The sequence below is a fragment of the Thioclava sp. ES.031 genome, assembly GCF_002563775.1.
Classification (GTDB): Bacteria; Pseudomonadota; Alphaproteobacteria; order Rhodobacterales; family Rhodobacteraceae; genus Thioclava.
This window is the reverse complement of record NZ_PDJO01000001.1, coordinates 2,066,883-2,090,393: the sequence shown is the minus strand read 5'-3', so window position 1 is coordinate 2,090,393 and position 23,511 is coordinate 2,066,883. Positions and strand designations below refer to the sequence as shown.

Here is a 23,511-nt window from a genome sequence, read left to right as displayed (position 1 = left end):
GCAGGCTTTCTGGCGGGCTCGGGGCTCTACGCTTTCGCAAGAGGTTGAACCCCGGCTCTATTTGGATCATTTTGCGCGCCAATGACAACAGCCCATCGGAGGATCAGATGAGCACCGAGACGCATCCCGCGGCCAAATACAATCGCGTGCTACTGAAGATCTCGGGCGAGGCGTTGATGGGCGACCAAGGCTACGGCCTGCATCCGCCGACCGTCTCGCGTATAGCGCATGAGGTGAAATCGGTGCGCGATCTGGGCGTCGAGATCTGCATGGTGATCGGCGGCGGCAACATCTTCCGTGGGCTTGCGGGCTCGGCTCAGGGGATGGAGCGCACGACGGCCGACTACATGGGGATGCTCGCGACGGTGATGAACGCGCTGGCGATGCAATCCGCGCTGGAAGGCCTCGGCGTCTTCACCCGCGTGATCTCGGCGATTCCGATGGATCAGGTCTGCGAGCCCTATATCCGCCGCCGCGCGGTGCGCCACCTCGAGAAGAAGCGGGTCTGCATTTTCGCCGCCGGCACCGGCAACCCCTATTTCACGACCGACACGGCCGCCACGCTGCGCGCCAACGAGATGTCCTGCGAAGCGATCTTCAAGGGCACCAAGGTCGACGGGGTCTATGACAAGGACCCGAAGAAATTCGACGACGCCAAACGTTACGACACCGTCAGCTACGACGAAGTTCTGCAAAAGAACCTCGGCGTGATGGATGCCTCGGCGATCGCGCTCGCACGCGATAACAACAAGCCGATCATCGTCTTCTCGCTTGACGAGCCGGGTGGCTTCCGCGGCATTCTGGCAGGCGAGGGCACCTACACGAAAGTGCAGGGCTGAGCGCCGCACGACGGTCACAAATGCTAGTTTTCGCCTGCGAGCTGCGCTAAAGCTCGGCCCGAGGCTCAACAAGAACGGGGAAATACCCAATGTCCGACGATTTCGAGATCGACACCGATGACCTTGCACGCCGCATGGATGGCGCAATGAGCTCGCTCAAGCATGAATTCGCGTCGCTGCGCACGGGCCGCGCCTCGGCCTCGATGGTGGAGCCGGTTCAGGTCGAAGCCTATGGCCAGATGACCCCGATCAACCAGGTCGGCACCGTGAACGTGCCCGAGCCGCGGATGGTCACGATCAACGTCTGGGACAAGTCGATGGTCGGCAAGGTCGAGAAAGCGATCCGCGAATCCGGTCTGGGCATCAACCCGCAGACCAATGGCACGATCATCATGCTGCCGATCCCTGAGCTCAACGAAGAACGTCGCCGCGAGCTGACCAAGGTCGCCGCCCAATATGCCGAGCACGCCCGCGTCGCGATCCGCAACGTGCGCCGCGATGGCATGGACCAGATCAAGAAGGCCAAGGCCGACGGCATGTCCGAAGACGACGTGAAGATCTGGGAGAGCGAAGTTCAGGACATGACCGACGCGCATATCGCCAAGGTCGACAAGGCGCTCGAAGACAAGCAAGCCGAGATCATGCAGGTCTGAGGCATCCGCCTCAGCCCCCCTGCGTCTTGAGCGAAAAGGATCACATTGCCGATGGCCCCTAGCATTCCCGATATCGCCCAGACCCCGCAGGGGCATGACGGGGGCGCCCCCGCGCCGCTGCATGTCGCGATCATCATGGATGGCAACGGGCGGTGGGCCACCCAGCGGGGCTGGCCGCGTCTGGCCGGTCACCGCAAGGGGGCGGAGCAAATCAAGAAGGTCGTGCAGGCCGCGCCCGATCTCGGCATCCGCTACATGACGATCTACGCCTTCTCGACCGAGAACTGGAAGCGCTCGACGCAGGAAGTTCTCGGGTTGATGAAGATGTTCCGGCTGATGATCAAACGCGAGGCGGCGGAGCTGTCGCGTCAGGGCGTCGAGCTGCGTTTCATCGGCGATCGCACGCCGCTCGACCCGCTTCTGCGCGAGACGATGGACGCGATCGAGACACGCACCAAGGGCAACTCCAAGCTGACGCTGGCGGTTGCGATCAATTACGGCGGGCGCGACGAGTTGAAACGCGCAGCCCAGTCGGTTGCGCGCGATGTGGCCGCGGGCAAGTTCGCGGCCGAGGATATCGACGAGGCGATGATCTCGTCGCGGCTCGACAGCGCGGGCATGCCCGATCCCGATCTGGTGATCCGCAGCTCGGGCGAGACGCGGACCTCGAATTTCCTGCCGTGGCAGGCGGCCTATTCGGAATATGAATTCACGCCGACGCTCTGGCCCGATTTCACGCCGGACGAGCTGTCCGACATTCTCGATCGGTTTGCCGGGCGCGAGCGGCGCTTCGGCGGGGTTGCCTCGTGACGGAGACGCCGCGGTCCGGCAAATGGGGCGATCTCGTCCCGCGGCTCGCCTCCGGGCTTGCAATGGTCGCGATCGGCCTCGCTGCGATCTGGTGGGGCGGTCCGGTCTTCGCGGCGCTCTCCGTGCTCGTGACGGGTCTGATGATCTGGGAACTCACCGCGATGCTGCGCCCCGAACGCCCCGGCAAGGCGGTCGGTCTGGGTCTGGTGGCGGCGGCTGCGCTGACTTTCGTCTTGGCGATCCATGAGCCTTACGGGCTGATCTACCTGCTGATCGTGCCGATCATGGCGGCGGTGATCTGCACCGGGCGGCGCTGGCTTGGCGCGGGCTATGCGCTGGCGATCATGCTGACGGGCTATGGGCTTGTCGCGTTGCGTGAAGGGGCAGGGCTTGGCGCGATCACATGGATCGTCGCGGTGGTCGTTGTCTCTGATATCATGGGATATTTCGTCGGCCGCACGGTCGGCGGGCCGAAATTCTGGCCCAAGGTCAGCCCGAAGAAGACATGGTCGGGCACGGTCGGCGGCTGGGTCGGCGCGGCGCTCGTTGGCTTTCTCTTCGCTCAGATGGGCGGCGGGCTCGCGATGATCTGGATTTCGCCGCTTCTGGCCTTCGCAGGCCAGCTGGGCGACATCGCCGAAAGCGCGATCAAGCGCGCGACCGGCGTGAAGGACAGCTCCTCGCTGATCCCGGGCCATGGCGGCGTGCTGGACCGCTTCGACGCGCTGACCGGCGCGGTCGTGTTCCTGATGCTGATCTCGCAGGTGATGACCCTGCCGCTGACGGAAGGCTGAACGATGCGGAAGGTTTCGGTCTTCGGGGCGACCGGCTCGATCGGCGAAAGCTGCTTTGATCTGCTGATGGCACAGGGCGGGGCGGAGGCCTACGACGTGGTCGCGCTCAGCGCAGGCCGCAATGTCGCGCGACTGGCCGAGCAGGCCGTGGCGCTGAAGGCCGATCTGGCCGTGACGGCCTTCGACGAGTGTTTACCTGCGTTGCGCGATGCGCTGGCCGGGACCGGGATCGAAGTCGCTGCCGGGCCGCAGGCGCTGATCGAGGCGGCCTACCGTCCGGCCGATTGGGTTCTGTCGGGCATCGTCGGCGCGGCGGGGCTCGCGCCCGGCTTTGCAGCTCTCTCGCAAGGCGCGACGCTGGCGCTGGCCAACAAGGAATCGCTGGTGACCGCCGGGCCGCTTTTGATGGCCGAGGCGCGCGCGCATGGGGCGACGATCCTGCCGGTCGACAGCGAGCATTCGGCGATTTTCCAAGGGCTCGTAGGCGAAGACATCGCCGCGGTCGAGCGGGTGATCATCACCGCCTCGGGCGGCGCGTTTCGTGACTGGCCGATGGAGAAGCTCGCTCATGCCACCGTGGCCGAGGCCTCGGCACATCCGAACTGGGACATGGGCCAGCGGATCACGATCGACTCCGCGTCGATGTTTAACAAGGCCCTGGAAGTCATTGAGGCAAAAGAGTTCTTCGGCTTTGCGCCGGAGCAGATCGAAGTCCTCGTCCATCCGCAGAGTATCGTCCATTCGCTGGTCGGGTTCCACGATGGCGGGCTGATGGCGCATCTGGGCGTGCCCGACATGCGCCACGCGATCGGCTATGCGCTCAACTGGCCCGCGCGCAAACCTCTGCCGGTGGAGAAGCTCGATCTGGCGAAGATCGGACAGCTCGATTTCCGCACCCCGGATCTGGAGCGGTTCCCCGCGCTGCGGCTGGCGCGCGAGGTGATGGAGACGGGCGGTCTCGCGGGCACCGTGTTCAACGCCGCCAAGGAAGTCGCGCTCGATCTGTTCATCGCGGGCCGGATCGGATTTCTCGACATGGCCACGCTGGTCGAGACGGTTCTGGGCGAGATGTCGCGGGACCAGGGTCTTGGAATCGCCGCAAAAGACCTCGATATGGTTCTGAGCTGCGACGCCGAAGCGCGGGCGCGCGCGATGGCGATTTGTGAACACGGAAGGATCTGAGTTTTGGACCTGCTGCCCCAATTCGGCAATCTGCTCTATACCGTTGTGGCCTTCGTCGTCGCGCTCTCGATCATCGTCGCGGTGCATGAATACGGCCATTACATCATCGGGCGGATTTCCGGGATCAAGGCGGAGGTCTTCTCGCTCGGCTTCGGGCCGAAGCTGATCAGCCGCGTCGACAAGCATGGCACGCGCTGGCAGATCGCCGCTGTGCCGCTTGGCGGCTACGTCAAGTTTCTGGGCGATGCGAATGCGGCCTCGGCCGGGGTCGATTCCGAGGAAATGGCCCATCTGACGCCTGAGGAACGCCGCCACACGATGCATGGCGCGCCGCTTTGGGCGCGCGCGGCGACCGTGGCAGCCGGACCGGTCTTCAACTTCATCCTGTCGATCTGCGTGATCGCGGGGCTGAGCCTCTGGACGGGGCAGGCCACCGAGACGCCCGCAATCCAGACCGTCGTGGCGCTGCCCGGCGGGTCGGGCGAACTGCGGCAGGGCGATGTGATCGATGCGGTGGCGGGCAAGCCCACGCCGGATTATCAGGCGCTCTCCGATGTGGTCGATCAACTGCCCGCAGGGCCGACGCTCGATTACACCGTGACCCGCGACGGCAGCAAAATCGACGCCACGGGGCCGCAGCTTTTCCCGGCGCGGTTTGCGGGCGTTCAGCCGGGCTCTGCCGCCTATGATGCCGGGCTGCGCGCGGGCGACGTGATCACCGCGATCGACGGCAAACCGGTCTATCGTTTCGTCGATCTGCAGGACGCGGTGAAGGCGGGCGAGGGCAAGGCGGTCTCGCTCGATATCTGGCGGCCCGAGGGCGATGCGGGCAAGACCTTCTCCGTGACGTTGGCGCCGCGCCGCACCGATCTGCCGGTGGGCGACGGGCAGTTCGAGACGCGGTTCCTGATCGGGGCCACGGGTTCGTTCATGTTCGAGCCGGTGACGCAATCGGTCGGCCCGGTCGATGCGCTGGTGGGCGGTGCAAGACAGACCTGGGGCATCATCACGCAATCGGTCTCGGGCATTCAGGCGATGATCGCGCAGCGGATCTCCAGCTGTAACCTGACCGGCGCGCTGCGCATTGCCGAGACCTCGGCGGCGGCGGCGAAATCGGGCGTGCTCGATTTCATCTGGTTCATCGCGGTTCTCTCGACGGCGGTGGGCTTTTTGAACCTCTTCCCGATCCCGGTGCTCGATGGCGGGCATCTGATGTTCCACCTCTACGAGGCGATCACGGGCAAGCCGCCCTCCGATCAGCTGATGAACGTCTTCATGTCGATCGGGCTGGCGCTGGTGCTGACGCTGATGGTCTTCGGCCTCTGGAACGATCTGACCTGCTGAGTGGTGCCGTGACAGGTGTGGCTGCCGCGGTTTCGCCACAATTGCCTCGCAATGCGGTCATGAAGACAGGGTAGGACAGCTTCAGCGCAACTCGCGCGAAGGAGGCCACTCATGTCCGAGATCATCGCGCATCACTATCGCGAACTTCGCCCGTTGGTGGAAATCGTCGGGGACCGGCTGCTGTTCATCGCAGCGGTTCTGGTCGCGCTGTTCGGCGCGGCGCTGATCGGTATTCAATTGATCGACATTCTCGGCGGCGACGCTTCCAGCTTCCAGCGCATCTGAGCCGGACCGAAACGGGCCCGAAACGCCCGAAAAACCCGTTCATCATCGATCCCGGGGCCGCCTTCGCGGCCCTTTCTTTCGTGGCAAGATGATCGCGCTCCACAAAATCTCGGGTCTGAGCGGCCATCGCAGCTTTGACATCGCGTACGCCCTTCGCTACCACCCTAATCAAAGGGAAAAAGTGAACTTCCGGCGGGAGAGGGCGATGTCTATGAGCGTGCAAACTATGCTGAGACTCCATGCAACGCGAAAGGCACTGCGGGCCAGCGTAGTATTTCCAGCAGTTGCAATGAGTTGCCTTGCGGTTCCCGTGATTGCTCAGGCGCAGCAATACAGTTTCTCGCAGGTCCAGATCACCGGCAACGAGCGCGTCGACGCGGCCACGATTCTGTCCTTCGCCAGAATCGCGCGCAATCAGCCCGTGACCGACGCCGATCTGAACGCCGCTTACCAGCGCCTGACGAATTCCGGCCTGTTCGAAAAGGTTGCGATCACGCCGCAGGGCAACACGCTCAAGATCGCCGTGACCGAATACCCGACGATCAGCGTGATCAATTTCGAAGGCAACAAGATCATCAAGGACGAGCAGCTCGCCACGATCATTCAGGCGAAGCCGAACCGCGTCTATAATCCCGCTCAGATCGAAGCCGACGCCCAGCGTCTGGCGCGCGCCTATTCCGAGGATGGCCGCATGGCCGCCCGCGTCGTGCCGAAGGTCATCCGCCGCGACAATAACCGCGTCGACGTCGCCTTCGAGATCAAGGAAGGCAAGGTCACCTCGATCGAACGCGTGACCTTCACCGGCAACCGGTCCTATTCGGACCGTCGTCTGCGTCAGGTGCTCGAGACGAAACAGGCGGGGATTTTCCGCACCTTCGTGAAGAACGATACGTTCAACGCCGGCCGTATCCCGGTCGACCGTCAGAAGCTGATCGATTTCTATCAGGCGCGGGGCTACAAGAACGTGCAGGTCACCGGCGTGTCCTCGCAGATGTCGCGCCAGCGCGATGCGTTCTTCATGACCTTCAACATCATCGAAGGGCAGAAATACCACTTCAACTCGATCAGCACGAATTCCGAGATCGACGGGGTCGCGCCTGACGAGTTCGCGCCGCTCACCAGAATCCGCCAGGGCCAGACCTTCTCGCCGAAGGCGATCGAGCTGGCCGTGACCCGGATGGAGCAGCTTGCGATCAAGAAGGGCATCCAATTCGCCCGCGTCGAGCCGCGTATCACCCAAGACCCGCGCACCCAGTCGGTCAATGTCGATTTCGTGCTGGTCCGTGGCGCGCGCGTCTTCGTGCAGCGCATCGACATCGAAGGCAACACCGCGACGCTCGACCGGGTGGTCCGTCGCGAGTTCCGGACGGTCGAAGGCGACCCCTACAACCCGCGTGAGATCTCGAACGCCGCCGACCGAATCCGCGGCACCGGCTACTTCAAGTCGGTCGACGTGAACACGAAGCCGGGCTCGAGCTCCGATCAGGTCGTCGTCGACGTGAACGTCGAAGAGCAGCCCACCGGTTCGCTTGGTTTCGGCGCCTCCTATTCGAATTCGGACGGGATCGGCTTCAACGCCTCGCTGGAAGAGAAGAACTTCCTCGGCCGCGGGCAGTATCTCGGCGTGTCGCTCGGCACGACCAAGGACAATAACAGCTCGAGCTTCCGGTTCATCGAACCCGCGTTCCTCGGGCGCGACGTGGCGCTGAAGTTCTCGGCGGCCTACACGACGTCGAGCTCGGCTTCGAACACCGCTTACGACACGCGCCGCATCAGCATCGAACCCGCGCTGGAATTCCCGGTCTCCGAGCGGGGCCGGCTGGAGGTGAGCTACAAGATCGGCGAAGACACGCTGAACAACGTGCCGACCGACTCCTCGGAGATCCTGCAGCGTGAAGAGACCGACATGGGCACGCAGCGCTACAGCGGCCCGGGCCTCCGATATACCTACGACACGTCGCGCGAGCAGATCGATCCGCGCTTCACCTGGCGTTTCAACGTCGATCAGCAGTTCTGGGGCGTCGGCGGCGACGTGAAAGGCGGCCAGACCACCGCGAAAATCGTCGGGGAACGCAAGATCTTCAACGAGGAAGCCACGCTGCGCGCCTCGCTCGAAGGCGGCGCGGTCGATGCCACGGGTGGCTCGACGATCCTGCAACGCTTCTCGGGCAGCCAGATCCGCGGCTTCGAGAGCTACGGCATCGGTCCGCGTGACCTCAATGCGGGCAATACCGACGCGCTCGGCGGCAACTACTACTGGGTCGGCAAGGTCGAAGCGGAATTCCCGATCGGTCTGCCCGAGGAATACGGCATCACCGGCGGCGTGTTCTGGGATGTGGGCTCGGTCTGGGGTCTGGACGACACGACCGGGACCGGCGGCAACGAGGTCGACGACTCGATGCATATCCGCTCGGCGGTCGGCGTCTCGATCTTCTGGAAATCCGCGATCGGTCCGCTGCGTCTGAACTTCTCGCGCGCGATCAAGAAAGAAAGCTACGACAAGACCCAGAACTTCGATCTGTCGCTTTCCACGCAGTTCTAAGGGCGCGCGATGCGTCTGAGCCGCTTCACGGTATCCTTTATCGCAGCCGCGCTGGCCTTCGGGCCCGGCGCGGCTGTCGCGCAATCGGCGGGCCAGGCCGGGGATGCGCAAGTGCCTGCGCCCGGGCCGCGCGTGCAATCGAGTGCGGTTCTGACCCTCGATTGGGAGAAGCTTTACGACAATTCTCTCTGGGGCAAGCGGGTGCAATCCGAGATTCAGGCCGCGTCGAGCGCGCTGCGCAAGGAAAACGACCGGATCGCGAGCCAGCTCGAGGCGGAGGAGCGCAAGCTCACCGAGGAGCGGCTGACGATGCCCTCGGATGAGTTCCAGCAAGCCGCCGATGCCTTCGACAAGCGGGCGACCGATATTCGCAAGGCCCAGAAGGCCAAGGCCGATGCGATCCAGAGTCAGTTGAATCAGGAACATCAGACCTTCGTGCAGACGGTGGTGCCGCTGCTCGACGAGGTGCTGAAGGCGCGCGGTGCGGTCGTTGTGCTCGATTCCCGCGCGATCATCCGCGGGCTCGCGCAGGCCGATGTGACGCAGGAACTGGGCGCGCGGGTCGACAAGGAAATCGGCGACGGGGCCGGGCGGGTGACGCCTTTGGTTCCGCCGACGTCGAACGATGGCTCTGGCAACGCGTCGACGGGGGCGGGCGCTGCACCGGACGCACCTGCGCCGCCAGCGCAAACGACGCCGGCGCAACCCGCTCCAGATCAGGCTGGAAATGATGCGACGACGGATCAAAGCGGCGAAGCAGGCGTTTTCGTGGATACGACCCCGAATACCGCGCCCAAGGGCGACGGTAATTCGACGCTCGACGGGGCGACCCGCGACGCGCCCGGTCTGCCGCTTGGCCTACCGGTCGTGAATGGCACTCAGGGCACGCAAAGCGACGCCACGACGGCGCAATAGCAGGCGCGCGCTGCTTGCCAAGCGGGGCCGCGATTGCTAGCAACAATCCAAAAGCGACGATCGCGTGATGCGGCAAACTGATACCGCCGCAGGCGCATTGCGCCCAAGAACGAGGACAGCTCATGACCGAACCCGCCCCCTATACCGAAGCCGATCTGTCGCTCATCAAGCGCATCATTCCGCATCGCTATCCGTTCCTGCTGATCGACAAGGTGCGTGACATCGTCCCGAACAAAGGGGCAGTCGGCATCAAGAACGTCACCGCGAACGAGCCGCATTTCCAGGGCCATTTCCCGGAAGAGCCGATCATGCCCGGCGTCACCATCGTCGAGGCGATGGCGCAGACCTCTGCCGTGGTGGTGGGCATCTCGCTCGACGTGATCGACAAGCCGCTGCTGACCTATTTCATGGGCATCGACAAGTGCAAGTTCCGCCGCAAGGTGGTGCCGGGCGACGTGCTCGAACTGCATGTCACCGTGAAGCGCGGCGGCGGCAAGATCTGGAAATTTGAAGGCCGTGGTACGGTGAATGGTGAATTGGCCGCAGAGGCCGAGTTCACCGCCATGATGGACCTTCAGGGCTGAATGCATGAGCATTGACCCAAGTGCGCAGATTCACGCGTCCTCGGTGATCGAAGCCGGCGCGGTGATCGGTCCGGACTGCCGGATCGGCCCGTTCTGCGTGGTCGGCCCCGAGGTCGTGCTGGGCCGGGGCGTCAGCCTGCAAAGCCATGTCGTGCTGCAGGGCGCGACCGAGATCGGCGACGAGACGGAGGTCTATCCTTTCGCCTCGCTCGGCCAGATTCCGCAGGACCTGAAATTCAACGGCGAGAAGACGCGGCTGAAGATCGGCAAGCGCAACCGCATCCGCGAATATGTGACGATGAATACCGGCACCGAAGGCGGCGGCGGGCTGACCGAGATCGGCGATGACGGCCTGTTCATGTCGTCCTGCCACGTCGCGCATGACTGCAAGCTGGGCGACCGGGTCATTCTGGTGAATTCGGTCGCGGTCGCGGGGCATTGCGTGCTGGGCGATGACGTCATCGTCGGCGGCCTGTCCGGCGTGCACCAATTCGTCCGGATCGGGCGCGGCGCGATCATCGGCGCGCTGTCGATGGTGACAGCGGATGTGATCCCGCATGCGCTGGTCGCGGGACCGCGCGCGGGGCTCGAAGGGCTCAACCTCGTGGGGCTGAAGCGTCGCGGGACGTCGCGCGAGGAAATCTCCGCGCTGCGCAAGACCGTCGAGGCGCTTGGACAAGGCAGCTTCCGCGAAAGCGCGCGAACCCTCTCGGAAGAGGGCGTCGAAGGCGAATTGGCGCGCGAAGTGCTCGACTTCATCCTCGGCCCGTCCGACCGCAGCTTCCTGACGCCCGGCAAATGAGCGGGGGCACGCATACCGCGCTGATCGCCGGGGCGGGCCGTCTGCCCGCGATCCTGACCGAGGCTGCGCCGGATATTCTGGTCTGCGAAATGATCGGCGCGCCTTGCGATCTGGACGGCGAGCATCTGCGCTTCCGGATCGAGCGGCTGGTGCCGTTTCTCGACGAACTGGCCGATCGCGGGATCGAGCGGGTGGTGTTCGCGGGCGCGATGCAGCGTCCGGCGATCGATCCCGAGCAGTTCGATCCCCGTTCGGCGCAGCTGGTGCCGCGGCTCGCGATGGCGATGCAGGCGGGCGACGATGCGACGCTGCGCGCGGTGATCGAGGTCTTCGAGGAATTCGATCTGGAGGTCGTGGGTGCGCATGAGATCGCCCCCGCGCTGCTGCCCGAGGCGGGCGTGCTGTGCGGAAAACCGACTGTCGTGGACGAGGAAGATGCCGAACGCGGAGCCGAGATTGTGGCTGCGCTCGGGGCGTCGGATATCGGTCAGGGCGCGGTCGTCGGACGCGGGCTTTGCCTCGCGGTCGAGACCTTGCCGGGCACCGATGCGATGCTGGATTTCGTGCGTTACCACAAAGGTTTGCGCGGCGATCTTAAAGCGGTGAAAGGGGTCTTCTACAAGGCGCCGAAACCCGATCAGGACCGTCGTGCCGATCTGCCTGCGATCGGTGTCGATACGGTCAAGAACGCCGCCGCCGCTGGCCTGTCCGGCATCGCCTTAGAGGCGGGCGGCGTGATGCTTCTCGATCGCGACGCGGTCATCGAGGCCGCCGAGGCCGCGGGCCTCTTTCTCTGGGCGCGGGAGCCATGAGGCTCTACGTCATCGCGGGCGAGGCATCGGGCGACAAGCTCGGCGGCGCCCTGATGGCGGGGATCAACGGGCTTGCGCCGGGCGTGGACTGGTCCGGCATCGGCGGCGAGGAGATGGGCGCGCAGGGGCTCACCAGCCTGTTCCCGATGGAAGAGCTTTCGGTCATGGGGCTGATGGAGGTGCTGCCGAAATACCGCCATCTCAAACGCCGCATCGCCGAGACCGCGGATCACGTGATCGAAAGCGGCGCCGAGGCGCTGATCACCATCGACAGCCCCGATTTCTGCCTGCGCGTGGCGCGGCTGGTGAAGGAAAAGCACCCTGATCTCAAGGTGATCCACTATGTCGCGCCCTCGGTCTGGGCGTGGCGTCCGGGCCGCGCGGCGAAGATGGCGCAGGTGGTCGATCATGTGCTGGCGCTGCTGCCTTTCGAGCCGCTCTATATGGAAGCCGCCGGAATGAGCTGCGATTTCGTGGGCCATCCTGTCGTGGCCGAGCCGCGCGCGACGGGGGCCGACGCGGCGGCCTTCCGCGAGACCCATATGATCGGCGAAGATCAACCGCTGGCGCTGTGTCTGCCGGGCTCGCGGCGCGGCGAGGTCAAGCGGCTCGGGGCGCGGTTCGACGAGGCGCTGATGCAGCTGCGCGACCGCGAGCCGGGGCTGCGGGTCGTGCTGCCGACCGTGCGGGGCGTGGCGCCGATGGTGCGCGAGATGACGGCGCGCTGGCCGGTCGCGCCGATCGTGGTCGAGAATGCCGACGACAAGCGCGCGGCCTTCGCCGCCGCCGATATCGCGCTGGCGGCCTCGGGCACGGTCAGTCTGGAGCTGGCCGCGAACCGGGTGCCGATGGTGATCGCCTATGACGCGAATTTCCTGACCTGGCACGTGATCTCGCGGATGCTCAAGATCGACACGGTGACGCTGGTCAATCTGGTCTCGGAGACGCGGGTGATCCCGGAATTCCTCGGCCCCGAGTGCAAGCCGCGTGACATTTCGGCGAAGATGCTGGAATTGCTGGAAGAAGACGCGGCCCGAGACGAGCAGATGGCCGCGATGGAAGAGGTGATGCGCCGGTTGGGCGAGGGCGGCGAGCCGCCCGGCCTGCGCGCGGCGCGTTCGGTTCTGGAGTTTCTCGGGAGGGCGTGATGCGCGTCTTTTTGGTGATATCTTTGATGCTTTGGGCGGGCAGCGCCTCGGCCGAGTCGGATCCGGAGCAGCTTTTCAAACAATCCTGCGGGCGGTGTCACCGTGACGCTGAGCGGTTGACGGCGCAGCTTGGCTGGGCGCTTGGAGCGAAGACGCCAGAGGAGCGGCGCGACTGGTTCGACGATTTCATCGCCACGCACCATTCGCCCGATCCAGACAGCCGCGCGGCGATTGCCGAATGGCTGGCAGGGATCGCCTCGTAAGACGACCCTTGCCGAGGGGCCTTAGCCCAGAACCGATTTCACGGCATCGGCGGTGACTTCGACGATCTTGTCGGCCTCCGCCTCGGTGAGGCACAGCGGCGGGGCAAGGCCAAGGATGTCGCCCTGCGGCATCGCGCGCCCGATCACGCCACGCTCGACCATCGCGCCTGCGATCTTCGCGCCGATCTTGTCGGAGGCGTCGAAGAAGCTGCGGTTGTCGCGATCGGCCATGAATTCCACCGCGCAGAGCATCCCTTCGCCGCGGATATCGCCGACATTCGCGTGCTCGCCGATGGCGGCGCGCATCTGGTCATTGAGGTATTTACCCACTTTGCCAGCGTTCTCGACGAGGCCCAGCTTGTCGATCAGTTCGAGGTTCGCGACGCCGGCCGCCGCCCCGATCGGGTGCGCCGAGTAGGTCCAGCCGTGGCCGATCGGGCCGTTCTCGTCCGTGCCTTGCTCCAGCACTTTCCACATCTTGTCGCTGACAATCGTGCCCGAGAGCGGCGCATAGGCCGAGGTCAGGCCCTTCGCGATGGTGATCAGGTCGGGCTTCATACCGTAGTGATCCGAGCCGAACATGGAGCCCAGGCGTCCGAAGCCGGTCACGACCTCGTCGGCGATCAGCAGGATGTCGTATTTGTTCAGAACCTTCTGGATCGCTTCCCAATAGCCCGCGGGCGGGGGCACGATGCCGCCGGTGCCCAGAACCGGCTCGCCGATGAAGGCGGCGATGGTGTCGGGGCCTTCGCGTTCGATCAGCTGCTCCAGCTCGGACGCGCAATAGGCGGTGAAGGCCTCTTCCGACATCGCCTCATCGGGGCGGCGGTAGTAATAGGGCGCCTCGGTGTGGATCACCTGGCTCAGCGGCAGGTCGAACTTCTTGTGGAACAGCTCGAGCCCCGTCAGCGAGCCGGTCATCAGGCCCGAGCCGTGATAGCCGCGCCAGCGCGAGATGATCTTCTTCTTCTCGGGGCGGTTCAGGATGTTGTTGTAATACCAGACCAGCTTGATGTTGGTCTCGTTCGCATCCGAGCCCGACAGACCGAAATAGACCTTCGACATGTGATCGGGCGCACGGTCGAGGACCATATGCGCCAGCGTGATCGAGGCTTCGGTGCCGTGGCCGACATAGGCGTGGTAATAGGCCAGTTCCTTCGCCTGCTCGGCGATGGCCTCGGAGATTTCGGTGCGCCCGTAGCCCACGTTCACGCAGTAGAGGCCCGCAAAGGCGTCGAGCAGCTTATTGCCGTCGCGATCCTCGATGAACACGCCCTTGCCGCCGGTGACGATCCGGTTGGGGGACTCGCCGCGCGCGTGCTGGGCGAGATGCGTCGAGGGGTGGAAGAAGCTTTCGCGATCCCACTTGTCGAGTTGGTCATTGGTCAGCAATTTTCTCTCCTTCTTCTTGTCTTGGGTCGTCCGGGCGGGCGGAGCGATCAGCCCCAGTCGCGACAGACGTATTTGATTTCCATGAACTCCTCCATTCCGCGACGCGAGCCTTCGCGGCCGAGGCCGGATTGCTTCATGCCGCCGAACGGGATCGGCGCGCCGGTGACCTTGGTGCGGTTGACCGCGACCATGCCGAATTGCAGCGCGCGGGTGGCGCGGTAGATGCGTTTCGGGTTCTGGCTGTGGACGTAAGCCACCAGCCCGTATTCGGTCGCGTTGGCCTTGGCGAAGACCTCTTCTTCCGTGTCGAAGACGGTGATCGGAGCGACCGGCCCGAAGGTCTCTTCGTGCATGATCTTGGCATTGTCGGGCACGTCGGTCAGCACGGTCGGCGCGAAGAACAGCGGGCCACGATCGAGCCGCTTGCCGCCGCAGGCCAGTTTCGCGCCCTTGGCCAGCGCGTCGGCCACATGCTCTTCCTGCTTGGCCACCGCCTTTTCGTTCATCAGCGGGCCGATATCGGGATCGTCCATGCCGATGCCCACGGTGAGCGCCTGCGTGGCCTCGGTGAAGCGGCGGCAGAATTCGTCATAGACTGGACGCTCGACATAGATCCGGTTCGCGCCGAGGCAGTCCTGCCCGGAAGTCGCGAATTTCGCCTTGATGACCTCTTCGACGGCCTGATCCAGATCGGCGCCCTTGAAGACGATGACCGGGGCGTGGCCGCCCAGTTCGAGGACCAGCCGCTTCACGGTCTCCGCGGATTGGCGATAGAGCAGCCGGCCCACTTCGGTCGAGCCGGTGAAGGAGAGTGCGCGCACGCGGGTGTCGTCGCACCACGGCTCGACGATTTCCGGGGCGTGGCCGGTCAGCACGTTGAACACGCCTGCGGGCAGACCCGCGCGTTCGGCCAGTTCCGCCAGCGCCAGCGCCGAATAGGGCGTCTCATGCGAGGGGTGGGCGACCACGGTGCAGCCAGCCGCGATGGCGGCGGCGGCCTTGCGGGTCAGCATCGCGGCGGGGAAGTTCCACGGCGTGACGAGGCCCACGACGCCCACGGGTTCGAGCCACAGCTCCACCTCTGCGTCATGCAGATGAGAGGTGACGCCCTCGATATTCGGCCGCTTGGCCTCTTCGGCGTAATATTCGATGAAGCTCGCCGCGTAGTCGATCTCGCCCAAGGCTTCGCTTAGCGGCTTGCCCTGTTCGAGCACCATGATCCGCGCCAGATCGTCCTTCGCCGCGATGATCAGGTCGAACCAGCGGCGCAGAATGGCGGAGCGCTCCTGCGGCAGCGTCATCGACCAGTCGAGAAAGGCGGCTTGGGCTGCATCGACCGCCGCGCGCGACTGGCTGCGGTTGAGCGCGGTGATATCGCCCAGACGTTCGGCATTGGCGGGGTTGGTGACGGGGATGACCTCGCCCGTCTCGCCCGCGATCCAGCGGCCATTCACATAGGAAAAGCTGCGCAGCAGGCGCTTGTCGGCGATATCGGGGCGGGCGGAAATGGCGGTATCGAGCATGAGAGACCTCCTTGGTTGAGATCACTCTGCGCCCGATTTCACAGGGTAATAGTCCGAATGGACTGCGCGGGCCCCGGATTTGGGCTGAAATAGCGCCGTCCGTCAGTCCATTTGGTCTGCGAAGAGGTCGAAGGGGGGCATGGCGGCGTTCTTCACCTCTTTCGTGACGATATAGGTGAAGTAGCGCGCGATGCCGATCCGCGCGTCCAGCATCGAGTCGATCAGCCGCTGGTAGGCGTCGATGTCGCGGGTCACGATCTGCATCAGATAGTCGAAGCCGCCGCCCAAAGCCCAGCAGCCCACGACCTCGGGATGCTGATCGAGCGAGCGCTCGAATGTCTGGAAACTGGCGGCGGTGTGATCGGCCAGTTCGGCGGCCACGAACAGCGTCACATGCGGCCCGAGCTTCTTGAGGTTGAAGGTCGCGCGATAGCCCGCGATCAGCCCCGCTTTCTCCAGCTTTTTCAGCCGGTCCCAGGCAGGGGTGGGCGAGAGGTTGATCTTCTCGGCCAGCGCCGCCTTGGTGATGCGGCCCTCGCGCGCCAGAACGCGCAGAATTTCGATATCGCGGGGGTCGAGCTTGATCATGGCGCCACGCTACACCGGCTCAACGCCCTGCGCATCCCCGATTTTTTGGCCCGATCTTTAGCGCCAAGCCCGCACCGGCTCACTCGGCGGCTTCACGTTGTTCGGACCGCGGCGCGCGGAAGCGTTCCTTGGCCGAACCATAGGGTTCCACCGTCCGGCGCTTGCGGCGCAGCCCGTCGGCATCGCCCCGGCGCAGCCGCAGGAAATAGAGCGCCGAGAGCGGCCCCGTCGCGCCCGCAATCGCAAAGCCCCAGAGGAAGGCGTGGATCGGGATCATCTCGGCCCCGGTGGTGGTCGCCGCCGAGCCTGCGGTCAGCTCCAGCACCACGCCCGCCAGCGCGATGCCGAGCGCGAGCGAGACCTGACGGCTCATCGCGGTGAAGGCGGTGGCGGGGCTCATCTCGCGCGTGTCGAGATCGGCAAACCCGATGGAGTTGATCGCGGTGAAGACGACAGATTGCGCAGCGCCCCCGATCAGCAGAAGCGGGATCAGCTGCCAGTCATGGATGCTGGTCACGGTCATAAAGCCGAAGATCGTCGCCCCCCGGACCACCGCCGCCCAGATCATCACCCATTTGAAGCCGAACCGGTCGAGGATGCGCGGCACGAAGGTCCGCAAGCTGACCGCGCCCACCGCATTCAGACCCGTCAGCGCGCCCGAGACCATCACCGAGGCCCCAAGCCCCAGCTGGAAGAACAGCGGCAGCAGCAGCGAGATCGCCCCGTTCGACAGCCGGAAGATCAACCCGCCGGTGATCGAGACATCGAAGGTGCGATGCCGGAACAGCCGCAGATCGAGAAGCGGTTCCTCCGTGCTGCGCGCCCGCAGCCAGTAGAGCACCAAAAGCGCCGCGCCTGCGACGCTGAGGCCCGCGGCGGCCTGCCACGGCAGGATATGCTCGCCCAGCGCGGAAAACCCGGTCATCACCGCCGCCAACCCCACGGCGGACAGCAGGAAGCCGGGGAAATCGAACGGTTTCGCCTCGGGCGGGCCGTCGGCGGGCATGTGGCGCAGCGTCAGCCAGATCGCCAGCGCGCCCAGCGGCAGGTTCATCAGGAAGATCGAGCGCCAGCCGAGGAAGGTCGTCACCGTCGCCCCCACGAAGGGGCCCAGCGCCGGGCCGATCAGCGCGGGCAGGGTGACATAGACCATCGCGCGGGTCATCTCCTCCTTGGAGGTGTGGCGCAGCACGATCAGCCGGCCCACGGGGCTCATCATCGCAGCCCCGATGCCCTGCAGCGCGCGGGCCAGCACCAGCCCCGTAAGGCTGGTCTGGATCGCGCAGAGAAGCGAGGCCACGAGAAATACGCCCATCGCCGCGAGGAAGGTCCGCCGCGCCCCGATCCGGTCCGCGATCCAGCCCGAGATCGGCACGAAGGCCGCCAGCGCGATCAGATAGGTCGCCATCGCCATCTTCAGCGACAGCACCGGCACCGACAGGTCCCGCGCGATCACCGGGATCGCGGTGGCCAGCACGGTCGCGTCGATCAGCTCCATCAGGAGCGACAGCGCCACCGTCAGCGGAATGATGTTGTCTCGAAGCCTGCTCAACATGACCGGGCATAGCTAGCACGCGGGCGGCCGGTGTCACCCCGCGGGCGCGCGCAGGTTTGCGTGCTCTATCGCGCAACTGGGGCGGGTAAAGAAAACCCCGCCCGAGAGGGGCGGGGAGTTGGGAGTGAAGGGGCCTGCTTCCGGGCAAGAGAGACAGGAGAACCCGGAAGCAGGTCGTGCCGGAAACCCGGGCAGGGAGGGGTGGAGAGAGAAACCCGGCCTTTCCGTATGTCGCGAGGCATCGGCAGTGGACAGCGGTCCCCGGGGGGTGGCGTGTCCCGGTTTGCCATCTCGCCTATGCCCTTGCGTCTCGAGATGTGCAGGGTGAACCGATGCAGCAATGCCTCAGTTCCGATATTTCATGCGTCTCCCGCCCATGTGAGATCGGCTCTTATTTGCGTGAAGAGTTGCGGCGGCGCGAACTCTTGCGTCAGGTCAAACCGCTGTCATCGGTTTTGCGCTAGGGTCGGCGCGGAATCGCAACGCTAGGAGGCTGCGGGATGAAGGATCTGGCCGGGGACAAGACGCCGCCGCGCAAGGGCGCGGGCAAGGCTGCCGGTAAAGCTGCAAAGGCCGACACGCCTCAGGCCGAGGAGCACAGCGCGGCGCTGGCCTCGTTCGAGCGGCTCGACCGGTTGTCCCACGCGCTGAGGGGCCGGGCCGAGGGCGGGCTGTCTCCGATTTCGCTCGGCCTCGCGTTTTCCGATTGGGCGACCCATCTTGCGCTCAGCCCCGGCAAGCAGGCCGAGCTGGGCTGGAAGGCGGGGCGCAAATGGATGCACCTGTTGCGCGAGATGGCGCCGCACCGGAGCGACGATGCCGAGGCGCAGCCGCTCGAGCCGTTGCCGCAGGACCGCCGCTTCTCCGCGCCCGATTGGCAGCAGTTTCCCTATGCCCTCTATGCGCAAAGCTTCCTGCATGCCCAGCAATGGTGGCACAACGCGACGACGGACGTGCGCGGGGTCGAGGCGCGCCACGAGCAGATGATGCAGTTCTACGCGCGGCAATGGCTCGACATGGTGTCGCCCACGAATTTCATCGCGACCAATCCGCTGGTGATCGAGCGGACCTTGAAGGAAGGCGGGGTGAACCTGATGCGCGGGGCGCGCTATTGGGGCGAGGATGCGGTCAAGGTGATGACCGGCGACACCAAGCCGGAACCCACGCTGATCCCGGGAACCGATGTCGCGCTGACGCCGGGCAAGGTGGTGCTGCGCAACGATCTGATCGAATTGCTCCAATACGAGCCCAGCACGCCGAAGGTGCATTCGGTGCCGCTGCTGATCGTCCCGGCCTGGATCATGAAATATTACATCCTCGATCTGGAAGAGACGAATTCGCTGATCCGCTGGCTCGTGGGGCAGGGTTTCACCGTCTTCGCGATCTCGTGGAAGAACCCCGACGAAGGCGACCGCGATCTGGGCTTCGACGATTACCGCGAAGAGGGGGTGATGACGGCGCTCGATGCGGTCTGCGCGATCACCGGGGCGGAGAAGGTTCACGGGCTGGGCTATTGCCTTGGCGGTACGCTTCTTTCGGTCGCGGCGGCGGCGATGGCGCGCGATGGCGATGACCGGCTGGCCTCGCTGACGATGCTGGCGGCGCAGGTCGATTTCACCGAGGCCGGGGAATTGAGCCTGTTCACCAATGAAGACCAGCTCAGCCTGATCGAAGACATGATGTGGGAGGAGGGCTATCTCGACAAGACCGCGATGGCGGGCACTTTCACGATGCTCAAGTCGAAGGACCTGATCTGGTCGCAGGCGGTCCATACCTATCTGATGGGCGAGCGCGAGACAGATGGCGCGCTGGCCTCGTGGAGCCATGACGCGACGCGGATGCCCTACAAGATGCATTCGCAATATCTGCGCCGGCTGTTCCTCGACAATGATCTGGCCGAGGGGCGGATGGATACGCGTGGCACGCCGGTCTTCTTGCAAGATATCGAGACGCCGGTCTTCGCCGTCGCGACCCAGACCGATCACATCGCGCCGTGGCATTCGGTCTTCAAGCTGACATGGTCGCTGCCGGGCGCCGTCACCTTCGCGCTGGTCTCGGGCGGGCACAATACCGGGATCGTGCGTCCGCCGGGCGCGCCGCGGGCGAGCTACCGCTTGATGGAGCATCGCCCCGGCATGCTGCACCCTTCCGCGTCGGACTGGGCTGCGGAATGCGCGCCCCGCGAAGGGTCGTGGTGGGAGCCGTGGGCGAAATGGCTGCGCAAGACCGGCGACGGGCAGGAGATCGCGCCACCGCCCATGGGCAAGGGGCGCAAGTATCGTCCGCTCTGCGATGCGCCGGGCTATTATGTGCTGATCCGCTAGGGCTGGTCCAGCTCGGGCAGCATCGCGCGCAGCGTCTCGATCCGGTCGGCCTCGCCTGCGGGTTTGTCCCAGCGGATGCGCGAGATGCGCGGGAAGCGCATCGCGACGCCCGATTTGTGGCGGGTGGAGCGGTTGAGCCCCTCGAAGGCCACCTCCACCACAAGATCGGGCGACAGGGAGCGCACCGGGCCGAAGCGCTCCACGGTGTGATTGCGCACGAAACGGTCGAGCCGGCGCAGCTCCTCGTCGGTGAAACCGGAATAGGCCTTACCCACGGGCACGAGCCGGTCACCATCCCAGACGCCGAAGGTGAAATCGGAATAGAAGCCCGATCGTTTGCCATGCCCGCGTTGGGCATACAGGATCACCGCGTCGATGATGCGCGGATCGCGTTTCCACTTGAACCACGGCCCCTTGGGGCGGCCTGCCATATAGGGCGTGTCGCGACGTTTCAGCATCACGCCCTCGATCACCACCTCGGGCGGCGCTTCGCGTAAATCGGCGAGATCCTCCCAAGTGTCGAAGGGCAGCAGTTCCGAGACGTCGAAGCGGTCTGAGTTCAGACCGGCCACGAAGGCCTCCAGCCGGGTGCGACGGGTCTCGAAGGGCAGGGGGCGCAGGTCTTCCTCGCCCTCGATCTGGATGTCGTAGAGCCGTAGCGCCGCCGGATGGGAGGCCAGCATCGCCTTGCCCGGAGATTTCCGCCCCAGCCGCTTTTGCAGATCGCCGAAGGGCGCGACCTGATCGCCGCGCCGCACGATCAACTCGCCATCCAGCGCGCCCTCGAAGCCCATATGCGCGACCACATCGGGGAAAGCGCCGGAGATATCCTCGCCGGTGCGCGAATAGAGCCGCCGCTCGCCGCCCTCGGCCACGGCCTGCACCCGGATGCCGTCCCATTTCCACTCGGCGGCGAAATCCCCCGGCGGCAGATCGGTGAGCGCCTCGAGATCGGTGGGCGTCGAGAGCATCACCGGCCGGAACGGCGCAAAGCCCGCGCGTTCGGGTTTCTCGCCACCCTCGATCCAGTCGAAAAGCGGCTGATAGGGCGGCGAGAGCCCGTGCCAGATTTCCTCGATCTCTTCCAGCTCGGGCCTGCCGACCGAGGCCAGCGCCACCCGCGCAAGCCGTGCAGAAACGCCGACGCGCAGCCCCCCGGTCGCGAGTTTCAAGAGCGCATAGCGTTCCGATGGGGCCAGCCGGTCCAGCCAGCCCGCGATCAGCGGCCCGACGCGGGTTTTCGGCGTGTCCTGCAAGGTCTCGACGATCTCGACCAGATCGACGTCCTGAGCCGTGTTCTCCTGCGGCCAGATCAGCGCGATCGTCTCGGCCAGATCGCCCACGTAGTCATAGGACAACGCGAAAAGCTCGGGATCGACCCGCTCGCCCACCATGGCGCGCAACACCGCTGGCTGCGCGCGGCCCAGCTCCAGCTCTCCGGTCAGGGCCGCCAGCGCATAGCCGCGCTCGGGATCGGGCGCATGGCGCAGGTAATCGGCCAGCACGTCGAGCTTGGCATTGCGCCCCGGTGTGAAGGCGAGCCGTTCGAGAAGGACCGCGAAGGCTCTCATTCCGGCTCCTCCTCATAGCCCACGAGGTGCAGCGGGCGGGCCACGCGCCCCTCCAGTTCCGCCCAGCGCATCAGCGCCTCCTCGCGGCCATGGGTGATCCATAGCTCGGACGGGTCGATCTCGCGCACGGTGCGCGTCAGGTCCACCCAATCGATATGGTCCGAGATCACCAGCGGCAGTTCGACCCCGCGCTGGCGGGCGCGGGCGCGGATCTGCATCCAGCCCGAGGCGAAAGAGATCACCGGATCGGCGAAGCGCTGGACCCAAGGGCTGGAAAAGGCGGAAGGGGGCGCGATCACCAGCGCCTCGCGCAAGCCTCGCGCCTCGGCCTTGTCCATCGTGGCCGGGCGCAGATCGCCCAGGGGGATGCCCTGTTCGATGTGATAGTCGCAAAGCTTTTGCAGCGCGCCATGGATGTAGATCGGCGCGTCATAACCTGCCTCGCGCGCGAGCATGATCACCCGCTGCGCCTTGCCCAGCGCATAGGCACCCACCAGATGCGGCCGCTCCGGCGCGGCGCGCATCGAGGCCATCAGCTTGGCCATCTCGTCGGCCGGGTCGGGGTGCTTGAAGACCGGGAGCGCGAAGGTCGCCTCGGTGATGAACGTGTCGCAGGGCACCGGCTCGAAGGGCGCGCAGGAGGGATTGGCCACGCGGGCGTAATCGCCCGACGCCACGATCCGCTGCCCGCGATGCGTGATCGCGATCTGCGCCGAACCCAGCACATGGCCTGCCGGGTGAAAGCTGACATCCACGCCGCCTACGGAGAGCGGTCCTTCATAGGCCTGTCGCTGCCCCGCGAAATCCTCGCCGTAACGGATCGCCATGATCTCCAGCGTCTGGCGCGTGGCCAGCACATGCCCGTGGCCTGAGCGCGCGTGATCGGCATGGCCATGCGTGATCAGCGCGCGCGCCACGGGGCGACTCGGGTCGATGTAGAAATCGCCGTTCGGGCAATAGAGCCCTTCGGGGCGCGGGATCAGAAGCGGATCGGCCATCGGTCCTTCACTTACGCTAACGCTCGAAATGCATACGCGGGCGCGGGTTATCGGCCCAAATTTTCGGCATTTGCCCTGAGCCAAGCTTTTCGCGCTGCGATTGTTCCAAATCAAACGCTGTGCGCCGCACCCATGCTACGCTCGCGCCATCCAGTCACAAGGGAGGCTGACATGGCACAGAAGAAATCCGCACCCGGTATGAACATGGCTGGCTGTATGCCAGTGCCTGATATGGGGTCGGTAAGCTCGGTGATGGCACCGCAGCTCAAGATGATGGAATCGATGATCGCGCAGAATATCGAGTTGCTCGAGTTTCTGAAGACCCGCTTCGAGCGCGATCAGGAGATGGTCACCCAGTTGGCGGAGACGCCCGATCCGATGCGCGCGATGAGCCTCTGGGGCGAATTCTGGCAGCGCACGGCCAGCGATTACACCGCCGAGATGACGAAGCTCGCGACCTCGATGACGGGGATTGCGGAACGCGCGGTGCGCTCGGCCACCGAAGAGGGCGAAGCGCTCGCCAAGGCGGTCGGAAAAAAGTGACGACTCGGGCCGGCAAGCATGGGGTGAGCCTCAGCGACGTGCCG

At 65.2% G+C, this 23,511-nt stretch carries 22 protein-coding genes; 16 read left to right on the top strand and 6 right to left on the bottom strand.

Features of this window, described 5'->3' with window-relative positions; genetic code table 11:
- The first annotated feature begins 107 nt into the window (after positions 1 to 107).
- From pyrH to AXZ77_RS09965, 14 genes are all read left to right on the top strand, one after another.
- A complete protein-coding gene (pyrH, locus tag AXZ77_RS10025; protein WP_098411036.1) occupies positions 108 to 839 on the top strand; it encodes a UMP kinase in 732 nt (243 codons plus the stop codon).
- Between the two features lie 89 nt (positions 840 to 928).
- Positions 929 to 1,492, top strand: coding sequence for a ribosome recycling factor (frr, locus tag AXZ77_RS10020; protein WP_098411035.1), 564 nt, complete (start codon positions 929 to 931; stop codon positions 1,490 to 1,492).
- Positions 1,493 to 1,543: 51 nt separating this feature from the next.
- Positions 1,544 to 2,302 (top strand): polyprenyl diphosphate synthase, encoded by a 759-nt coding sequence (gene uppS / locus AXZ77_RS10015; RefSeq protein WP_098411034.1) that lies wholly within the window; start codon positions 1,544 to 1,546, stop codon positions 2,300 to 2,302.
- Positions 2,299 to 3,096, top strand: coding sequence for a phosphatidate cytidylyltransferase (locus AXZ77_RS10010; RefSeq protein WP_255266462.1), 798 nt, complete (start codon positions 2,299 to 2,301; stop codon positions 3,094 to 3,096). The genes uppS and AXZ77_RS10010 overlap by 4 nt, the downstream gene beginning before the upstream one ends.
- 3 nt (positions 3,097 to 3,099) lie before the next feature.
- Positions 3,100 to 4,278: a 1-deoxy-D-xylulose-5-phosphate reductoisomerase gene (dxr, locus tag AXZ77_RS10005; protein ID WP_255266461.1), complete on the top strand. Its 1,179-nt coding sequence runs from the start codon at positions 3,100 to 3,102 to the stop codon at positions 4,276 to 4,278.
- 3 nt (positions 4,279 to 4,281) lie between these two features.
- The gene (gene rseP, locus AXZ77_RS10000; protein WP_255266460.1) at positions 4,282 to 5,622 is read left to right on the top strand and encodes an RIP metalloprotease RseP; all 1,341 of its coding nucleotides are present in this window, start codon (positions 4,282 to 4,284) and stop codon (positions 5,620 to 5,622) included.
- A 111-nt stretch (positions 5,623 to 5,733) separates the two neighbouring features.
- A complete protein-coding gene (locus AXZ77_RS19570) occupies positions 5,734 to 5,907 on the top strand; it encodes a hypothetical protein (RefSeq protein WP_166741394.1) in 174 nt (57 codons plus the stop codon).
- 289 nt (positions 5,908 to 6,196) lie between these two features.
- Complete coding sequence (bamA, locus tag AXZ77_RS09995; RefSeq protein ID WP_098411033.1) at positions 6,197 to 8,449, top strand: outer membrane protein assembly factor BamA; 2,253 nt, start codon at positions 6,197 to 6,199, stop codon at positions 8,447 to 8,449.
- A gap of 9 nt (positions 8,450 to 8,458) precedes the next feature.
- Positions 8,459 to 9,364 carry an OmpH family outer membrane protein gene (locus AXZ77_RS09990; protein ID WP_098411032.1) on the top strand — a complete coding sequence of 302 codons (906 nt, stop codon included), beginning with the start codon at positions 8,459 to 8,461 and terminating at the stop codon, positions 9,362 to 9,364.
- A 122-nt stretch (positions 9,365 to 9,486) separates the two neighbouring features.
- Positions 9,487 to 9,948, top strand: coding sequence for a 3-hydroxyacyl-ACP dehydratase FabZ (fabZ, locus tag AXZ77_RS09985; protein ID WP_078520753.1), 462 nt, complete (start codon positions 9,487 to 9,489; stop codon positions 9,946 to 9,948).
- Positions 9,949 to 9,952: 4 nt separating this feature from the next.
- Positions 9,953 to 10,750, top strand: a complete 798-nt coding sequence (lpxA, locus tag AXZ77_RS09980; protein ID WP_098411031.1) for an acyl-ACP--UDP-N-acetylglucosamine O-acyltransferase — start codon at positions 9,953 to 9,955, stop codon at positions 10,748 to 10,750.
- Positions 10,747 to 11,562 (top strand): LpxI family protein, encoded by an 816-nt coding sequence (locus AXZ77_RS09975; protein ID WP_098411030.1) that lies wholly within the window; start codon positions 10,747 to 10,749, stop codon positions 11,560 to 11,562. Before lpxA ends, AXZ77_RS09975 begins: the two co-directional genes overlap by 4 nt.
- Positions 11,559 to 12,710 carry a lipid-A-disaccharide synthase gene (gene lpxB / locus AXZ77_RS09970; RefSeq protein ID WP_098411029.1) on the top strand — a complete coding sequence of 384 codons (1,152 nt, stop codon included), beginning with the start codon at positions 11,559 to 11,561 and terminating at the stop codon, positions 12,708 to 12,710. The genes AXZ77_RS09975 and lpxB overlap by 4 nt, the downstream gene beginning before the upstream one ends.
- Entirely contained in the window at positions 12,710 to 12,973 is a 264-nt protein-coding gene (locus tag AXZ77_RS09965) for a hypothetical protein (RefSeq protein WP_098411028.1), read from the top strand. Before lpxB ends, AXZ77_RS09965 begins: the two co-directional genes overlap by 1 nt.
- Before the next feature lie 21 nt (positions 12,974 to 12,994).
- Here AXZ77_RS09965 and AXZ77_RS09960 read toward each other — a convergent pair whose 3' ends face one another.
- The 4 genes from AXZ77_RS09960 to AXZ77_RS09945 form a co-directional block, all read right to left on the bottom strand.
- On the bottom strand, positions 12,995 to 14,365 hold the full coding sequence (locus tag AXZ77_RS09960; protein ID WP_098411027.1) for an aspartate aminotransferase family protein: 1,371 nt from the start codon (positions 14,363 to 14,365) through the stop codon (positions 12,995 to 12,997).
- A gap of 47 nt (positions 14,366 to 14,412) precedes the next feature.
- On the bottom strand, positions 14,413 to 15,888 hold the full coding sequence (locus AXZ77_RS09955; RefSeq protein WP_098411026.1) for an NAD-dependent succinate-semialdehyde dehydrogenase: 1,476 nt from the start codon (positions 15,886 to 15,888) through the stop codon (positions 14,413 to 14,415).
- A 102-nt stretch (positions 15,889 to 15,990) separates the two neighbouring features.
- The gene (locus AXZ77_RS09950) at positions 15,991 to 16,473 is read right to left on the bottom strand and encodes an Lrp/AsnC family transcriptional regulator (RefSeq protein ID WP_075775114.1); all 483 of its coding nucleotides are present in this window, start codon (positions 16,471 to 16,473) and stop codon (positions 15,991 to 15,993) included.
- Positions 16,474 to 16,555: 82 nt separating this feature from the next.
- Positions 16,556 to 18,031: an MFS transporter gene (locus tag AXZ77_RS09945; protein ID WP_098411025.1), complete on the bottom strand. Its 1,476-nt coding sequence runs from the start codon at positions 18,029 to 18,031 to the stop codon at positions 16,556 to 16,558.
- 500 nt (positions 18,032 to 18,531) lie between these two features.
- On the opposite strand from AXZ77_RS09945, the gene AXZ77_RS09940 reads away from it, so the two are divergent.
- Positions 18,532 to 20,355 carry an alpha/beta hydrolase gene (locus tag AXZ77_RS09940; protein ID WP_098411024.1) on the top strand — a complete coding sequence of 608 codons (1,824 nt, stop codon included), beginning with the start codon at positions 18,532 to 18,534 and terminating at the stop codon, positions 20,353 to 20,355.
- Here the strand turns inward: AXZ77_RS09940 and AXZ77_RS09935 are convergent.
- Entirely contained in the window at positions 20,352 to 21,926 is a 1,575-nt protein-coding gene (locus AXZ77_RS09935) for a cisplatin damage response ATP-dependent DNA ligase (protein ID WP_098411023.1), read from the bottom strand. The genes AXZ77_RS09940 and AXZ77_RS09935 overlap by 4 nt on opposite strands.
- Positions 21,923 to 22,924 carry a ligase-associated DNA damage response exonuclease gene (locus tag AXZ77_RS09930; RefSeq protein WP_098411022.1) on the bottom strand — a complete coding sequence of 334 codons (1,002 nt, stop codon included), beginning with the start codon at positions 22,922 to 22,924 and terminating at the stop codon, positions 21,923 to 21,925. Before AXZ77_RS09930 ends, AXZ77_RS09935 begins: the two co-directional genes overlap by 4 nt.
- 171 nt (positions 22,925 to 23,095) lie before the next feature.
- Between AXZ77_RS09930 and AXZ77_RS19565 the strand changes: the two genes are divergently transcribed.
- On the top strand, positions 23,096 to 23,467 hold the full coding sequence (locus AXZ77_RS19565; protein ID WP_165756948.1) for a phasin family protein: 372 nt from the start codon (positions 23,096 to 23,098) through the stop codon (positions 23,465 to 23,467).
- The last annotated feature ends 44 nt before the right edge of the window (positions 23,468 to 23,511 follow it).

Coding starts and splice junctions, on each gene's coding strand:
- pyrH (WP_098411036.1), top strand. CDS start 108: ATGAGCACCGAGACGCATCCCGCGGCCAAATACAATCGCGTGCTACTG.
- frr (WP_098411035.1), top strand. CDS start 929: ATGTCCGACGATTTCGAGATCGACACCGATGACCTTGCACGCCGCATG.
- uppS (WP_098411034.1), top strand. CDS start 1,544: ATGGCCCCTAGCATTCCCGATATCGCCCAGACCCCGCAGGGGCATGAC.
- dxr (WP_255266461.1), top strand. CDS start 3,100: ATGCGGAAGGTTTCGGTCTTCGGGGCGACCGGCTCGATCGGCGAAAGC.
- AXZ77_RS19570 (WP_166741394.1), top strand. CDS start 5,734: ATGTCCGAGATCATCGCGCATCACTATCGCGAACTTCGCCCGTTGGTG.
- bamA (WP_098411033.1), top strand. CDS start 6,197: ATGAGTTGCCTTGCGGTTCCCGTGATTGCTCAGGCGCAGCAATACAGT.
- AXZ77_RS09990 (WP_098411032.1), top strand. CDS start 8,459: ATGCGTCTGAGCCGCTTCACGGTATCCTTTATCGCAGCCGCGCTGGCC.
- fabZ (WP_078520753.1), top strand. CDS start 9,487: ATGACCGAACCCGCCCCCTATACCGAAGCCGATCTGTCGCTCATCAAG.
- lpxA (WP_098411031.1), top strand. CDS start 9,953: ATGAGCATTGACCCAAGTGCGCAGATTCACGCGTCCTCGGTGATCGAA.
- AXZ77_RS09975 (WP_098411030.1), top strand. CDS start 10,747: ATGAGCGGGGGCACGCATACCGCGCTGATCGCCGGGGCGGGCCGTCTG.
- lpxB (WP_098411029.1), top strand. CDS start 11,559: ATGAGGCTCTACGTCATCGCGGGCGAGGCATCGGGCGACAAGCTCGGC.
- AXZ77_RS09965 (WP_098411028.1), top strand. CDS start 12,710: ATGCGCGTCTTTTTGGTGATATCTTTGATGCTTTGGGCGGGCAGCGCC.
- AXZ77_RS09955 (WP_098411026.1), bottom strand. CDS start 15,888: ATGCTCGATACCGCCATTTCCGCCCGCCCCGATATCGCCGACAAGCGC.
- AXZ77_RS09945 (WP_098411025.1), bottom strand. CDS start 18,031: ATGTTGAGCAGGCTTCGAGACAACATCATTCCGCTGACGGTGGCGCTG.
- AXZ77_RS09940 (WP_098411024.1), top strand. CDS start 18,532: ATGAAGGATCTGGCCGGGGACAAGACGCCGCCGCGCAAGGGCGCGGGC.
- AXZ77_RS09935 (WP_098411023.1), bottom strand. CDS start 21,926: ATGAGAGCCTTCGCGGTCCTTCTCGAACGGCTCGCCTTCACACCGGGG.
- AXZ77_RS09930 (WP_098411022.1), bottom strand. CDS start 22,924: ATGGCCGATCCGCTTCTGATCCCGCGCCCCGAAGGGCTCTATTGCCCG.
- AXZ77_RS19565 (WP_165756948.1), top strand. CDS start 23,096: ATGGCACAGAAGAAATCCGCACCCGGTATGAACATGGCTGGCTGTATG.